We start from the raw sequence: 15,923 nt of genomic DNA, 5'->3' as shown, positions 1-15,923 counted from the left end.
CAGGCCGGCGGAAGTTTTTTATTTGAGGCGGCCTTCTATCCCTAACTGGTAAAGGAATAATCCCCAGTTTTCTTCACGTATTTCTGTGTTCAACCGGACTTGCTCCACATTGATATTTACCGGATAACTGTCATTCAGATAGTATTTATCCTCAGCAGTATCATGATACAACACCAGGTCGTTATAAACCGTACTCACACTCGCCATCACATCGGAGACATTGGTCGCCGTAAACAACTCCGTATCGGCCAATATAACAAGTATCTTTTCATACTGCTCCAGCTTTTCCTTAAATGACGAATGGTCGTAGAACCTGATTTCTTTCGTATCTCTGTTAAACCATTTTATATCGTTTCCTGTAAAAAGGATTTCATTTCCTAAAGGCAGGTTATAAACCTTATGACCTAAACCGACCACAACTATTTCAGAGTTTTCATTCAGCGTGCCGTCATTCTCACAGCCGGCAAACGTCAGCAATAAGAACAAAAATGATATGAAGTAACATAACTTTTTCATCAGACTATCATTTAGACTACTGTATCTGCACGGAATAAATTCAGGAACAGAGAAATAGCAGTCTCAAAATTAGCATTTTAAATTGGATGCACAAATCATTCCGGAAGAAAAAGTGAACCTGTCAGGGCATGGCATTATAGTAACGCCAGGTATCATCACGTTTACAGTTCCTCCGCTTATTCCTCTCCTTTTTCGAAAATATCCATGTCAATATATCGTCCAGAGAAAAATAGAGTTTGACGGACCCACCCACGGTTCCCCGCTTCTGTCCGTCTTTTACCACATCTGAAGAATACAGGTTCCTCCCTCCTGCCGCAGCCGTTACCGGCAGCTTGCCTACCTGTATCTCTTTTTTGTCGATAAGCCGTGTGGGAGGAGGCGTATAGGCTTCTTTGTTTATTTTCGGAATTGTATCCAGTTCCATCTTATAGAGACGGTAAACACTTGGAGGCATCGACTTATAATCCACGTTATTATGTATGCTATCCGTATCTGCATGCAAATATTCGGAGAAATCTTTCAGGAGAGGCAACTCAGAGGGGGCTTCCAGTATCTGCTGTCCGGGTTCATCTTCCATATGGATCAATTTACCTTCGCGGATAGCTTTCTGAAACTCCGGATTAATGCGTATCGTATCCTTTCCGGATAAAACACGGGACAACCACACCGAATCTTCTTCACTCCAATGCTGTGCATAGAGCTGAACCGGCAAAATACCTGTCAACATCAGAATAAGTAAACACTGCTTCAACTTCATACTATAGAAACGGTGAAAAGACAATTTTACTGCATGATAAGAACAGCCATTAAGCAGAAAAATATTTGTTTACCGGTGATGAACTTTGTAAACTTCGCGAATATTCATACTTTTACTGCCGGTTTCAGAACTGTTTGTCACAAGGGCGAAATATTTATAAACTACAATATATTATTTATGAAAAAGATTATCAGCTTATTTTTAGCAGCTACCGCATTTGCCTGTACACAGGAGCAAAGCGTAGATGTAACGGTTACGAACCCGTCTGCCATCGACCGTTCAAAGGAGGTCACAGAAATTTCAATGGATGCCATTGCCAAACTGAATGGCGAATCTTTCATCATTTCCGACAATAACGGGACACAGGTTCCTTATCAGATCACATACGACAAGAAAATTATTTTCCCTGTTGATGTGAACGCAAACAGCAGTGTTACTTATAAGATCAAACCGGGCACTCCCGAGGCTTTCACCACAGTTGCCTGCGGTAAGTTCTATCCGGAACGTGTGGACGATATTGCCTGGGAAAACGACCGTATCGCTTTCCGTACCTATGGTCCGGCTTTGCAAGCTACCGGCGAACAGGCTTTCGGATATGATATCTGGACTAAATGTGTTTCCGAACCGGTTGTAGACATGCGTTATAAGACTGAACTGGACCCGGAATCGAGAGCCAAAATAGCCGAACTACGCAAAACAGACAAGAAAGCAGCACAGAAACTCGCCAATTCGATTTCTTACCATATCGACCATGGTAACGGACTGGATTATTATAAAGTAGGCCCGACACTGGGTGCCGGTACTTCCGCCCTTCTTTCTAACGACTCCATCGTTTATCCGTATTGTTACAAAGACTACGAAATTCTGGATAACGGCCCGTTGCGTTTCACCGTTAAGTTGGTTTACAATCCGCTGAAAGTGAAAGAGAATGACAATATCATCGAAACACGTATACTTTCACTGGATGCCGGTTCGCAGTTGAACAAAATTACGCTTACGTTTGCCAATCTGAATGAAGCGACACCGCTTGTAACCGGTATCGTACTGCACGAACCGAGCACAGACTATCAGGCTGATGCCGCAAACGGCTACATTGCATACGCCGACCCGGAAGACCCGACAAACGGACAAATCTATATCGGAGCCGTCTTCCCTGAAAAACTGAGTGATGCGAAAGCTGTAAACTTCTCCGACGAAGAGAAAAAACAACGAGGAGCAGACGGTCATGTACTGGCTTATGCTACTTATACACCGGGCAGCGAATATACGTATTATACCGGAGCCGGATGGAGCAAATGGGGTTTCAAGAACTCTGCCGAATGGTTCAAATATATCCAGGACTTTGCTCAGAAGGTAAAACAACCGTTACAGGTTACAGTCAAGTAAAAACATATTACATGTAAATGTGCCCAATAAACCGTTCACCTTTCACCTGCTATTCATATTGCATTGTTATATGAGTAGTTACGTTCGACACAGAGGGTGAATGGTTGGTGAAAGGAGATGAATGGTTTGATTTAACCATTCACCTCCTTTTCCAGTAGAGCTTTTCCAGTAAGGAAGAATGCTTAAAGTCCTTAGCTATTAAGGTAAAAGATATAACTTGTTATCTTAACGACCTCCGTCATTAAGCTTACCGACAGTCGCCAATAAGCTTAACGACCTACGTCGATAAGCATAACGAGCACCATCGCAAAGCTATCGGATTATATCTTTCAGGTTAAAAAGAAACGACTTATGGATTAATAACTAATAGGCCGGCGGTTAGTTGGGCACTTCACGGAACAAAGGATATCTCATCCAAAGGATTCCAAAAAACCTTTTTCCAATCTTTTATACGATTGTTTTCAACCCGGATGCCTTCCTCTTCCAGTTTTTCCTGCATTGCAGTCGGCGTGCCGAAAGCATCTTTGCCGGATAATATTCCTTGACTGTTCACCACCCGGTAAGCAGGTACTCCCACTTCCGAACAACCTCCCAACACTCTGCCGACCATCCGCGACATATTCGGATAACCGATGGCACGGGCTATCGCACCATAACTGGTGGCACGTCCGTACGGAACCGTTTTCACCATCTGGTAGACAGCCCCCACAAAATCCTCTTTATCAAAATCAGACATATAATATTATAGTTTTCCTGCCAGTTCCTTCAATAAATCATCGCCACCGGCAACCGTATCTCCATTCTCATTATAAACGCCAATCAGGTAACGCCCTTTCCAAAGTACCGGGATGTCCCCGTTATAACGGTCCTTTACCAACAACGCGCCCTCTTTTAATTCATCCGCCTGTTTGGTGAAAGTCATATACTGGGCCAATATATTTTTAACCCCGGCAGAAGAACCGCCGTCCAATACAAACAACTGGAAAGCCTGCCCTTCTTTTTCATACTTCACCGTATATACGGCACGCAGAAACTCATGGCCGATAAAATTTGAAGTAATATAAGCAGCCGAATAAGGAACTTGCCCCTCCGCAGGGAATAAACGGATAACAGAAGGATAGCCGGCATCGGCATCCAACCTTCCGGCAAGCGCCTTGCCTATCGCCTGCAATTCTTCGGACACATCGCCGGATGCATTACTCCACATCTTCAAATACATATTTCCGGCAAAGAAATACAGATTCGTCTTATCTCCCTGCGCCTCTCCCCCGACAGGTAAATATGCCAGGTCGGATGAACGTTCGGCAGCATACATTCCGAAAGCATCTTCCGGTGTTGCATGGCGGTAAGCCTGTATCGTAATGTACTCGCTTCCTTTTTTATACTCCATGGAAGTCATTTCCCTGAAGTTATTCTCGATGAAAAGCGGAGCCGCCCCGTTGATGCGGTCAAAGAGATTATCCGGATTAAACACCTCCACCTCACCGGATATCTCCCAGCCGTCCACTGCCGGCAGCCACGATTTCAACTCGTCCGGTGTCTGCGCCTTTAAAGGACAGAGGGACAACAGGAAAAAGAGTAACAAATAATTGCTCTGTTTCATACGTTCGTTTTATTAAGTCAGAAATTCGTCAGGCACCTGCATCACCGGCGTTATCGCAGCAATCTTCGTCGAAACATCGAAGCCGGAAGGACATTTCACCTGGCAGGTTTCGCAATTGGAACAAATATCCGCCGAAAGATTCAGTTCTCCAAGTGTTTCCTTCGACATTCGCGAATATTTATAACCGTAAGCATACATATAAGCCCGCATAATATCAGGAATAGGAAGATGTTCAGGACATTGCGCCCGGCATTTTCCGCATTGCTGGCAATACAACATTTCCTGTCCGCAAAGGGTAGCCAGATATTCCTGGTCGCCGGCAGTCAGTTCCGGGGAGCGGGCAGCAACCAGGCATTCATCCAGTTCATCATAATTGGAGAAACCGGGGATGGCAGTCGTGATATGTTCGTTCTTCCAGGCCCATTTCAGACAAGCCTGCGCGTTAATCTTTTTCTTTCCCCCAGCGTCTTCGGTACCACCGGTCATCGTCTTCATGGCAACCAGACCGACACCGGCTTTAGCGGCACGGGCTATGGCCTCTTCCGTCTCTTTCAGATTCGACAGTTTGAAATTATAACTCAGCAAGACAACATCGTAAATACCGGCTTCAACGGCAGCATCCAGCAATTCCGGCTTGCCGGCATGAATGGAAATACCCAGGAAACGGGTTTTGCCATCCTCCTTAAACTTCTTCATGACGGCAACCACACGTTCATCCTTTATTTCTTCCACTTTGTCCAAAGCATGAGCGTAGAAAACATCGACCTGTTCCATATTCAAGCGCTTCAGACTCTGGTCAATCAATCTTTCATACGCATCTTCGAAATCATCCCTCAAAGGATAATCGAACTTTCCTTTTGTAGCAATAAAGAAGCTATCACGCGGCTTCCCGGCAAAGAACTTCCCTAGCATTTCTTCATTCTTCCCGCCCTGATAGCCATGGGCCGTATCAAAATGGAATATACCGGAATTATAGGCAGCCCTTACCACATTCGGATTGTCGGCACGCATCACACCCATACTCAGTATCGGCAGTTTTACACCTGTCCTGCCAAGCGTACGGACAGGAATCTCATTTTCATTAGCAGTCACCTGGGGAAGACCTGCAGCCCTGGCCCCCGGAATTAACATCGCGCTCACGCCGGCAGTGGCTGAAAGCCGAAAAAAATCTCTTCGATTTACATGTTTGGTTTTCATAAGATAATATATTAGTATATGTAATTGTCCGACTGAGCCTTACAAATATAGAAAGATTTATCAAAATAATTCACTTTTTCCATAGGGTATTCATTTCCTGAATGATCTTATAAGTACAAACACGATTATTCACCATTAAAACAATACAAAGATGAAAACACTGTGTAGACAATCCATCGGTTTTTTGCTGATCTTATTATTGGTGGCAGGTAGTAGTCCGTTGCAGGCGCAGGACCAGTTGGTACGTGACGATGCCGATCCGGAATTTATCACCATCAGCGGAGTTGTCAAAGACAAAAATAATAAGAAACGGCTGGAGTATGTGAACATTTCCATCCCCGGCAGTACTTCGGGTACTATCACCAACGAAGACGGGGAATTCTCTTTCAAGATAAAAGACGCTTCCCATGTGAAAGCTGTCGAAATATCCCATATCGGATACTATAATAATAAGGTAGAAGTAAGCGGCAAGAACCTCTCCGACCTGACCGTCTGGATGACGCCTTACGAGAATATGCTCGACGAGATCATCATCCATGCCAAAGAACCGCGTTACCTCGTGGAAGAGGCTATCAAGAAAATCCCGGAGAATTACAGCAAGAAAACGAATATGCTAACCGGCTTCTATCGTGAGACGGCACAGAAAGGCCGACGCTACATTAATATATCGGAAGCCGTGATCGACGTTTACAAAACGCCTTATCACGAAGCCATAGACCGCGACCGTGTACAGATATACAAAGGCCGCAAGCTATTGAGCCAGCGAAGTACCGATACGCTTGCCGTCAAACTGCTCGGCGGTCCCAACCTGTCAATCCTTTGCGACATCGTGAAGAACCCCGATGTATTGCTCGACAGGGAATGTCTGCCCTACTATCTGTTCAAAATGGAAGAATCAACGAATATCGACAACCGTCCGCAATATGTAATCAGTTTCAAGCCGCAGGTCATCATGCCGTATGCCCTGTATTACGGAAAACTTTACATAGACAAGGAACGACTCTCATTTACCCGTGCCGAATTCAACCTGAGTATGGACGACCGCAACAAAGCGACCCAGGCCATCCTCAAGAAGAAACCGTTCGGATTACGTTTCCGCCCGCTTGAAGTAGCCTATCTGGTTAACTACAAGGACCGCAACGGCGTAACTTATCTGAATTACATTCGCAACGGGGTACGTTTTAAATGTGACTGGAAACGCAAATTATTCTCTACCAACTACACGATCATCTCGGAAATGGTCGTAACGGACGGAAAGGAAGAAAACGTAACCAACATTCCGTACAAGATGGCATTTAAGGAAACACAATCGTTGTCCGACAAGGTAGAAAACTTTATGGATGAAGATTTCTGGGGAGCCTACAATATCATCGAACCTACGGAATCACTGGAAAGTGCTGTCAACAAATTAAAAAAGCAACAGAAATAAATTTCAATATCTTTTCGTACATTTGAAGGACTCTAATCATTAAGATCCACGGCATGCTGAACGATTTATTCGTACTAACAAAGATTAAAGAGGGGGACGTCAAAGCTTTCGAAGGTATCTTCCGGCTCTACTACTCCCCTCTTTGCCTCTACGCCGCCGGTATCACCGGCAGCATGGACGTCGCCGAAGAGATCGTGCAAGAGTTGTTCTACGTATTCTGGAAAGAAAAGGAGAAACTGCAAGTGTTCCGTTCCCTGAAAAGTTATCTGTACAGGGCCGTGCGCAACCAGTCTCTCCAATACTGCGAACATCAGGAGGTGCGCAACCGTTACCGGGAAAACGTATTGTCAGGTAATCAGGAAAGCAAGCCGGCCGACCCGCAGGACCAACTCGAATACAAAGAACTGGAAGCTCTGATAAACAGGACTCTCAATAAGCTGCCCGAACGCCGTTTACGCATCTTCCGGATGCAGCGTTTCGAAGGTAAGAAATACGCGGAGATAGCCTCCGCACTCTCTCTGTCCGTCAAAACAGTGGAAGCTGAAATGACCAAGGCACTTCAAACACTCAGGAAAGAAATTGAGAATTATACACAAACAGTATGACTCGTAAAGAAAGGGACAACAGAAAAACGGACCGGGCATGGGAGAATGTCTACCAACGCCTGGAAAAGGATGGCTTACTGGACCATAAGGAGAAGAGCAGTATCATCCTTATGGAGACATGCGCCGTCCTCCACTCTGGAAAATTATTTCGGCAACAGCAGCAATGCTAGTATTCTGCATTTATCTGTCTACAATTTATTTTAATCGAACAAATAAGGAAACCGACCGTAACCTGCTTACCCGGCAGAACATGGAAACAACGACACTTGCCACCACGCTTGAAGACGGTTCTATCGTCTATCTGGCAGGCAACGCCGCCATCCATTACCCGGAACATTTTCAAGCGGACAAGAGAGAGATCACCTTACAGGGAAATGCTCTTTTCGACATTGCAGGCAACCGCCAGCGTCCTTTCCTTATTGAAACCGAAGATACACGTATCGAGGTGTTGGGTACGGCGTTCAATGTAAAGAGCGATAATACCCAGCCGTTTGAACTGTCCGTACAAAGGGGAATGGTGAAGGTGACGCTGAAGCAGAACGGACAAGATGTTTACGTAAAGGCAGGTGAAACCGTCACCCTCTCTTCACGAAAGCTGGAAGTAAGCGAAACAAAAGACCACGGACAATTTGCAACCTATGTCCGGCAAATACGTTTCAAGGATGAAAGGCTGGCCGATATCCTCCGCATTATCAACCTCAATACGGGAGATATCCGTTTTCAGACAACACCGGAACTCGAGGACAGGCAACTCACCGTTACCTTCTCCGACAATTCGCCGGAATCAATGGCAGAGTTAATCTGCTTTGCCCTGAACCTGAAATGTACACGTGACAAAAATGTGATTACTTTGCATGAGAACTAACGGGATAAAAAGGATACAAGGTGAAACTGAGCGCTACATATCGTCTATTATTGATCCTCATCGGGATGCTGCTGATGACAGCTACCCCTTTGCAGGCAGATGATAAGGGCGATAAAGATGTGCTCGAACGCCTTATTCAAATTCCGCGAAGCAAGGAGACTGTTTACCAGTTACTTGGAAAGGTTTCCGAACGTTCCGGCTACCTGTTCATTTACGACAGTAAAATCATCGACAACGAACAGGTAGTAAAAATACCGGGAGGCAAATACACCATTAAAGAGGCCATCTACCATATTATCGGTAACCGTGACCTGGGTCTCCGCGTGATCGGCAATCATATCCTGATCTCCCGCCCGGTAGAACCGCTACCCGTAAAGGAGGCACTGCAACCAGCCCTTCCGGATACAGTTTCGTATTTTACCCTCGAAGGCATTCTGCGAGACAAATATACCAACGAACCGATACCGTTTGCCACAGTCAGCGTCAGCGACGACGGCTCCATCGGCAATGTCACCAACCAGGGTGGCGAGTTCAGGCTGCGTTTGCCCGACAGCCTGCGCCAGTCGCAGATCAACTTCTCGCATGTCGGCTACCTGCCTTATGCAATAGAAAGTTCACTGTTGGCAGAACGTTACAGTATGCTGACACTGGAACCGAAAGTGATTCCCATACAGGAAGTGGTTATCCGTATCGTGAATCCTTTGCGCTTGTTACGGGAAATGCAGGAACACAAAAGCCTGAACTATTCCCAGGAACCGGTCTACCAGACTACTTTCTACTGGGAAGGCATCGAGCGAAAAAACAAATTCGTCAGTCTGACGGAAGCAGTTTTTAAAATATACAAAAGTGCGTACACCAACCGTCCGGTCACCGACCAGGTTAAGCTGTTGAAGATGCGCCGTATCACCAACAATCAGGAAAAAGATACGATTATCGCAAAAATGAAGTCCGGAATCAATGCCAGCATACAGCTGGATATCATGAAGGATGCACCCGACTTCCTGCTGCCGGAAAGCGATGTGAATTATCCCTATGTCTATGCCCATTCCGACATCACGGTAATAGACGGCCGGATGGCAAACGTGATCTCTTTCGAACAACGTGATTTCATCAACAGCCCTCTCCTGAAGGGAAACCTGTATATCGATTCGGAAAACAGTGCGCTGTTGCGGGCCGAATTCGAAATACATCCTAAATATGTAAAAGATGCAGCCGGTATGCTGGTTGAAAAGAAAAGCCGTAACCTGAAAATAATCCCGCAAAAGGTTATTTACACCGTTTCCTATAAACCCTGGAACGGTACTTATCACATCAGTCATGTAAGAGGAGACCTTCATTTCAAAGTAAAAAAGAAAAAACAGCTGTTCGGCAGTTCTCCCCTTCATGTATGGTTCGAGATGGTGACATGCAAAACAGATACTTTCAATGTCAGCCGTTTTGACCGGAAAGAAACATTATCGACCCGGACAGTGTTCTCTGAAACAAAATTTAATTATGATGAAGGCTTCTGGGGTAACTTCAATGTGATTCCTCCGGAAGAAAAACTGAATGAAGCGATTGGTAAAATATCGTCAAAAATAGAAGAAACAGGTTACTAAGTGGTTAAAAATCATAAAGAGGGCCTTTTCTCAAAGGCCCTCTTTATAGGTTTTTAATAGGTATTAGTCTTTAAGGCAAAAAGATTGTTTAGGTTATCTGCATGCAAAGATGCGGGATTTTATGTTACTGAACAAATAAAAAAAGATATTATAAAACACATTTTTAAAATTATCGAAACTTATTTGCAGCTTCTTCTATTTTTTAACAATTGAACTTCACCGTTTAATTATCGGTTTGTCACGAAAACGAACATGGTTCTCCTTGATTCATAAGCAGTAATAAAATCCACCAACTGCTTATTGTTCCTGTATATCGTTTTTAGCATTCCTAAACGAAAAAATTCAACTTTCTAACACATGCAAAAATATAAATCTTTTTTTAATAAATCCTATAATACGGTATAGCTAACGGCACGGGGATTTTATGTACTTTTGCACCCGTATCGAGGTGACATTAGATACGATATATAAACGTCTTAAATTGCATAATTAAGCATGTACACTGTAATTAAAAGGATGGAGATCTCCGCAGCACATAGCCTGCGTCTCTCCTATTCCAGCAAATGTGAGAACTTGCACGGTCACAACTGGATCATCACTGTTTACTGTCGCTCGAAAGAATTGAATGCCGATGGCATGGTCGTCGACTTCAGTCACATCAAAGAATCAATAAAAAACAAGTTGGACCATCAGAATCTGAACGAGGTCCTGCCTTTCAATCCGACGGCCGAGAATATGGCCCGCTGGATATGCGACCAGTTACCTAATTGTTATAAAGTTGAAGTTAAAGAGTCAGAATCAAACACTGCGATCTATGAGAAAGATTAATCAAATTTTCTACAGCCTGCAAGGGGAAGGCTTTTATACCGGCAGAGCCGCTGTTTTCATCCGTTTTTCCGGATGCAACCTGAAATGTTCGTTTTGCGATACCGAACATGAAGAAGGTACATTGATGTCGGACGAAGAGATATTGGAGGCAATCTCCGCTTATCCGTCAGACATGGTCATACTGACCGGTGGGGAACCTGCTTTATGGATCGACGAAGCATTTATCGACATGCTTCACAAAGCGGGTAAATATATATGTATAGAAACAAACGGCACACGCCCGTTGCCTAAAGGCATCGACTGGGTGACTTGTTCGCCCAAAGAAGGGGCACCGCTCAAAATTGACCATATGGATGAAGTCAAGGTTGTTTATCTGGGACAGGATCTGTCATCCTACATCAAACTGCCAGCCAAATACCACTTCCTCCAACCCTGCTCCTGCCGGAACACGATGGAGATAGTCAATTATATCCTCCAACACCCGGAATGGCAACTCAGTTTACAGACACATAAGCTGATTGATATAGCGTAAAAAGTCACTATCCTATGATCCCGGGCTTGACCTGGGATCACATACATGCCCGGCCAAATTTGCGGACAATTTCGGAAAGCAGGCTACGATCTTTGATGGGAATGCTTACCTTTTATTCCAATATATCAATTAATGATTCGTTCCTTCGAACAAGTCGTGATCCTCCTTCCGCTGAGTTGTTTTTGCTTTAAAGTTATTAAAGGTATAGCTTAACGTCAAGGTGATAAGCGGATAGTTCGGACGGATCCGAGTAATGGATTGCAGGTCGGACGTGGTGATCTTGCTGACATAACGGGCTGAATTGAAGACATCGCGGAAAGCCAGCGTAGCGGATAATTTGCGGTTCATCAACTGCTGCCGGAGAGCCAGGTTTACATACCAGAAAGCATCGGTCCGTCCCTGCGTAGTCACGGAAGGGCCGACAAAATTACCGTCCAGCTGGATACGGGTCGATTTGCCCAGGTCGAAGGCATTATTCCAGATAATATCGTAATTCGTGCTCTTCTCGTTCGTTCCGTTCAGTTTGTACTGGTTCTTTACTTTGTAATGATACAGGCTGCCATTCAGGTTCACATTCCACCAACGGGTAAGCTGAACCTGGCCGCTCAACTCCAGTCCAGTCGAATAATCATGACCGACATTCGCCATCGAATCCAACGTCACACCCGCTTCATAAGGGACACGCAAACGCTCGATCTTATCTTTCCGGCTACGATGGAAAACCGTAGCGGAAACCGTATGCTCACCGATATTCTTCTTATAATTAAGTTCGAAAGAGTTGATATATTCCGAACGGATATCCGGGTTACCGATTTCTGCCGAATAATAATCACGATAGGTAATATAAGGTTCCATAAAGAAAAGTTCCGGCCGTGTGATACGCCGTGAATAGGAAGCCATCAGCTTATGATCTTTCGGGAACGTATATCCCATATGTACCGAAGGGAAAAGCTCAAACTTATTATATTCACGGTCTTTACCGGGAATGGAACTGCGAAGCACACGATGCGTATGCTCCCCTCTTACACCAGCCTGGAAATCGAACGATTTATAGCTGTCGCCGACAATCGCATAGATCGAATTGATCCCGTGCTGGAAATAGAAAGTATTGTAGATATCGTCCCGCCAATAAAACTCCTGCTTTTCAGGACTCCAGAACTGCATGCTGTAATCGCCGTCCTCCAGGTAAGAGAAATACTGGTAACCCGCTTCAATATGGCCGGTCTTACTGTACGGATAGATATAATCCATATTACCGCGAACCGTCCAGCGATGTTCGTCCTCCCAGGCACGGTGCCCCTGTTCGCGCTCATTCTTTTTATTAAACAAGTCGCTCTGGAAATACTCCATAGCATCCCCCCCGTATTTCAGATAAAAACTACCGGTCAGCTGATGCCCCTTATCATTGAACTTATGGTCGAAACCGACACTCCCCTGATAATAAGTTTCATGCAGGTCATAATCGTCGCGACTATAATAATCGCCATTGGCAAAAGGCTGGCTGCCGACCACCCGTTCCTCCATATAATCCAGGTCACCGGTACGGGTACGACCACCATAACCACCTTCCAGATCGGCATTGAACGTCGTATGGGGTAATGTATACATCCAGCCGGCTTTCAGGGAATAGTTGAAATTATTACTTTCACGAGGACCGTTCGAATGGGATGTCGTTGCGGTATCGGCAACGATCGTAGTCTTTTCCTGGTCAAAATCACTTTTCCGCAAACGGTCAGTCCAGCCTCCGCCAAAATACCAGCGGGATGATTTGTTCTGTTGCGTCAGCAGGAAATCCACCCCTCTCGACAAAAATGTGCTACCAGTCAGGTTGACCATTCCGCTGAATCCATGCTGTGCGTGCTTCTTTGTAATGATATTGATGATTCCGACATCGCCCCCTGTATCATGGCGGGCGGAAGGAGTCGTTATGATCTCGATATTTTCAATATGGCCGGATGGGATCTGTTCCAGAGCCTGTGTCCCACTGAACACGCTCGGCTTACCGTCTACATACACCATAAACCCCGTACTTCCACGGAAAGATACTTCGCCCTCGGCATCCACGCGGATAGACGGCGTATTCTCCAGAATGTCGACAGCCGTTCCTCCGCTTGCCAGCATATTCGAAGAGGCCTCGATCACCTTCTTGTCCAGTTTATAGATGACCTGTTTCTTTTGCGCCACGACTTCCACCTCGGCAAGCCCGACTTCAAGCGGTTTCATAGGAATCGTCCCCAAGTCGACTACTGCCGACGATGATGCGAGCACAATATTCTGCCGGGTAAACAAATCGTAGCCGACCAACCGGATCATCAGGCTGTATTCCCCGTTCTTCACATCTGCAATTCCAAAACTTCCGTCCATATCGGGCAAAGCATGAAACACAGGATTATCATCTCCTTTTAAAAAGGAGAACGTCTGCAAAATCCAAAGGCTTATTTGTTCCGGCATCCACAATTTTCCCTTTGATACGGGTTAACGGAGCGGCAGTTACAGACAGACTAAAACACAATAAGACCACAATGAGACAAAAACACTTCTTCATTTCTTTACATCAGTCGTTGTTAACAATTTTGCGAAGATAGTATATTCATTACTGCCATGCAATTATTTATGCAGGTTGTATCCCGTTTTCTACTATTTTTGCATAAAAATCGAAGTATCGGGTAAACATATGGGGGTCTTTTTCAGTTAACTATACTGGAGGGATTCGTTTTAGTAAAAACCATTTTAAGTACATTTTATGATAACAACTCTTATTATTCTGGCCCTGTCGGCAGTCTTTTTTGTCAATGGAAAAATACGTTCAGACCTTGTTGCACTTTGTGCACTGGTCTTGTTAATGGTGTTTAATATCCTCACACCGGAGGAAGCGCTTTCCGGTTTCTCCAATTCCGTTGTCATCATGATGGTCGGTTTGTTTGTCGTAGGCGGAGCTATCTTCAAAACCGGACTGGCAAAAATGATCGGCAGTAAAATACTTCATCTGGCAGGTACGAGCGAAATCAAGCTATTCATATTAATCATGCTGGTGACAGCTTTTATCGGCGCATTCGTCAGCAACACCGGGACAGTCGCGCTGATGCTCCCTATTGTTGTCAGCATGGCGGTCAATGCCAACATCAGTCCGAGCCGTTTCCTTATGCCGCTTGCATTTGCAAGTAGTATGGGAGGTATGGCCACCCTGATCGGTACGCCTCCTAACCTTGTGGTGCAGGAAGCACTTTCCAATGCCGGATACAATGATCTCTCTTTTTTCTCGTTCACCCCGATCGGAATAGTCTGTATAACGGTAGGCCTCATTGTTCTGATCCCACTCAGCAAATGGTTCCTGACGAAGAAAGAGGATACTAAAAAGAACGACGCTTCTACCGGACGTTCACCACAGGAACTATCAAAAAAATACAGCCTTTCCGATAATCTGTACCGTGTACGTGTTCACAAAGACTCATTGGTAAAGAATAAGAAACTGCATGAATTAAATATCACCAGCCTGTACAACCTCACCATTCTGGAAATACGGCGCAAGTCTTCCTCACAAAGCCGCTTCATGAAGACAGTCGACCAGAAACTGGCTGGTCCCGAAACGGAAATTCAGGAAGAAGATATATTATATGTATTCGGAGACTACCATAATATAGACAAATTCGTAAAAGAGAACCGGCTGGACCTGACGGAATCGAAAGTTTCGGAATTTACCGGAGATAACGAGAAACTGAGCGTTCGTGAAATCGGTATTGCCGAAGTCCTCTTGATACCCGACTCCAAACTGATCAACAGAGCCGTTAAAGACTCCGGCTTCCGCGATAAATACTCCGTAAACATTCTGGGAATAGAACGCGGAAACGAATATATCCTTTCCGATGTGAAAGATATAAAGATGCATGCCGGCGATATCCTGCTGATACAAGGGACCTGGGACGATATTGCCCGTATGAGCAAGAAGCAGTCGCAATGGGTCGTACTCGGCCAGCCCGTCGAAGAGGCCTCCAAAGTGACACTCGATTATAAAGCCCCCGTTGCAGCCGGTATCATGGTCCTGATGATCGCCGCCATGGTGTTCGACTTTATCCCTATCCCTCCGGTCGCAGCCGTATTGATAGCTGCCATACTGATGGTACTGACCGGATGCTTCCGGAATGTGGAAGATGCCTACAAAACAATCAACTGGGAAAGTATCGTTCTGATAGCCGCCATGCTGCCGATGTCGCTGGCACTGGAGAAAACAGGAGCATCGTCGCTTATTTCCGAAAGACTTGTCGGAGGACTGGGCAATTACGGCCCGTTGGTCCTGATGGCAGGATCTATTTCACGACTTCGTTGCTGACGATGTTTATCAGTAATACGGCAACAGCCGTGCTCGTAGCTCCCATCGCATTACAGTCTGCCATATTCATCGGTGTAAGCCCCTACCCGTTCCTGCTTGCCGTTACAGTAGGTGCCAGCATGTGTTTTGCCTCGCCGTTCTCCACACCACCCAATGCGCTTGTGATGTCGGCCGGTAAATATACTTTCATGGATTACGTAAAAGTCGGGCTCCCGTTGCAAATTATTATGGGAATTATTATGATATTTGTGCTGCCTTTATTATTTCCGTTTTAAACATT

Annotated in this window: 13 protein-coding genes and 2 pseudogenes; 9 read left to right on the top strand and 6 right to left on the bottom strand. The window is 45.2% G+C overall.

Annotated elements, in window-relative coordinates:
• Window positions 1–18: 18 nt before the first annotated feature.
• Complete coding sequence (locus tag DXA15_RS06590) at window positions 19–516, bottom strand: hypothetical protein (RefSeq protein ID WP_128133498.1); 498 nt, start codon at window positions 514–516, stop codon at window positions 19–21.
• A gap of 121 nt (window positions 517–637) precedes the next feature.
• Window positions 638–1,273 carry a hypothetical protein gene (locus DXA15_RS06585; protein WP_128133497.1) on the bottom strand — a complete coding sequence of 212 codons (636 nt, stop codon included), beginning with the start codon at window positions 1,271–1,273 and terminating at the stop codon, window positions 638–640.
• A 177-nt stretch (window positions 1,274–1,450) separates the two neighbouring features.
• On the opposite strand from DXA15_RS06585, the gene DXA15_RS06580 reads away from it, so the two are divergent.
• Complete coding sequence (locus DXA15_RS06580) at window positions 1,451–2,659, top strand: DUF4861 domain-containing protein (protein WP_199676240.1); 1,209 nt, start codon at window positions 1,451–1,453, stop codon at window positions 2,657–2,659.
• 391 nt (window positions 2,660–3,050) lie between these two features.
• On the opposite strand, the gene DXA15_RS06575 is transcribed toward DXA15_RS06580, so the two are convergent.
• From DXA15_RS06575 to DXA15_RS06565, 3 genes are read right to left on the bottom strand one after another with little or no spacing between them, the layout of a single operon-like run.
• Window positions 3,051–3,395 (bottom strand): MGMT family protein, encoded by a 345-nt coding sequence (locus tag DXA15_RS06575; RefSeq protein ID WP_128133496.1) that lies wholly within the window; start codon window positions 3,393–3,395, stop codon window positions 3,051–3,053.
• Window positions 3,396–3,401: 6 nt separating this feature from the next.
• Entirely contained in the window at window positions 3,402–4,262 is an 861-nt protein-coding gene (locus DXA15_RS06570; RefSeq protein ID WP_128133495.1) for a DUF6599 family protein, read from the bottom strand.
• A 12-nt stretch (window positions 4,263–4,274) separates the two neighbouring features.
• Window positions 4,275–5,459, bottom strand: coding sequence for an aldo/keto reductase (locus DXA15_RS06565; RefSeq protein ID WP_128133494.1), 1,185 nt, complete (start codon window positions 5,457–5,459; stop codon window positions 4,275–4,277).
• Window positions 5,460–5,610: 151 nt separating this feature from the next.
• Between DXA15_RS06565 and DXA15_RS06560 the strand changes: the two genes are divergently transcribed.
• The 7 genes from DXA15_RS06560 to DXA15_RS06535 all read left to right on the top strand — a co-directional run bounded on the left by DXA15_RS06560 (window position 5,611) and on the right by DXA15_RS06535 (window position 11,316).
• A complete protein-coding gene (locus DXA15_RS06560) occupies window positions 5,611–6,888 on the top strand; it encodes a carboxypeptidase-like regulatory domain-containing protein (RefSeq protein ID WP_046146898.1) in 1,278 nt (425 codons plus the stop codon).
• A gap of 53 nt (window positions 6,889–6,941) precedes the next feature.
• Window positions 6,942–7,493 (top strand): RNA polymerase sigma-70 factor, encoded by a 552-nt coding sequence (locus DXA15_RS06555; protein ID WP_128133493.1) that lies wholly within the window; start codon window positions 6,942–6,944, stop codon window positions 7,491–7,493.
• Window positions 7,490–7,663, top strand: a complete 174-nt coding sequence (locus tag DXA15_RS26065) for a hypothetical protein (protein ID WP_233566929.1) — start codon at window positions 7,490–7,492, stop codon at window positions 7,661–7,663. The genes DXA15_RS06555 and DXA15_RS26065 overlap by 4 nt, the downstream gene beginning before the upstream one ends.
• An 80-nt stretch (window positions 7,664–7,743) precedes the next feature.
• Window positions 7,744–8,358 carry a FecR family protein gene (locus tag DXA15_RS06550; RefSeq protein ID WP_233566928.1) on the top strand — a complete coding sequence of 205 codons (615 nt, stop codon included), beginning with the start codon at window positions 7,744–7,746 and terminating at the stop codon, window positions 8,356–8,358.
• A gap of 65 nt (window positions 8,359–8,423) precedes the next feature.
• Entirely contained in the window at window positions 8,424–9,956 is a 1,533-nt protein-coding gene (locus DXA15_RS06545; RefSeq protein WP_199676244.1) for an STN and carboxypeptidase regulatory-like domain-containing protein, read from the top strand.
• Window positions 9,957–10,451: 495 nt separating this feature from the next.
• Window positions 10,452–10,784 (top strand): 6-carboxytetrahydropterin synthase QueD, encoded by a 333-nt coding sequence (gene queD / locus DXA15_RS06540; protein WP_128133491.1) that lies wholly within the window; start codon window positions 10,452–10,454, stop codon window positions 10,782–10,784.
• Window positions 10,771–11,316 (top strand): 7-carboxy-7-deazaguanine synthase QueE, encoded by a 546-nt coding sequence (locus DXA15_RS06535; protein WP_010803415.1) that lies wholly within the window; start codon window positions 10,771–10,773, stop codon window positions 11,314–11,316. Before queD ends, DXA15_RS06535 begins: the two co-directional genes overlap by 14 nt.
• Before the next feature lie 129 nt (window positions 11,317–11,445).
• On the opposite strand, the pseudogene DXA15_RS06530 reads toward DXA15_RS06535, so the two are convergent.
• A pseudogene (locus DXA15_RS06530) lies at window positions 11,446–13,861 on the bottom strand (TonB-dependent receptor).
• 198 nt (window positions 13,862–14,059) lie between these two features.
• Here DXA15_RS06530 and DXA15_RS06525 point away from each other — a divergent pair.
• Window positions 14,060–15,918, top strand: a pseudogene (locus DXA15_RS06525) (SLC13 family permease).
• The last annotated feature ends 5 nt before the right edge of the window (window positions 15,919–15,923 follow it).

Origin of the sequence: Parabacteroides sp. AM58-2XD (assembly GCF_003463685.1) — a bacterium.
GTDB classification, from domain to species: Bacteria; Bacteroidota; Bacteroidia; order Bacteroidales; family Tannerellaceae; genus Parabacteroides; species Parabacteroides segnis.
Note: the sequence above shows the minus strand (reverse complement) of the source record. Positions and strands in the feature narration are given on the sequence as shown.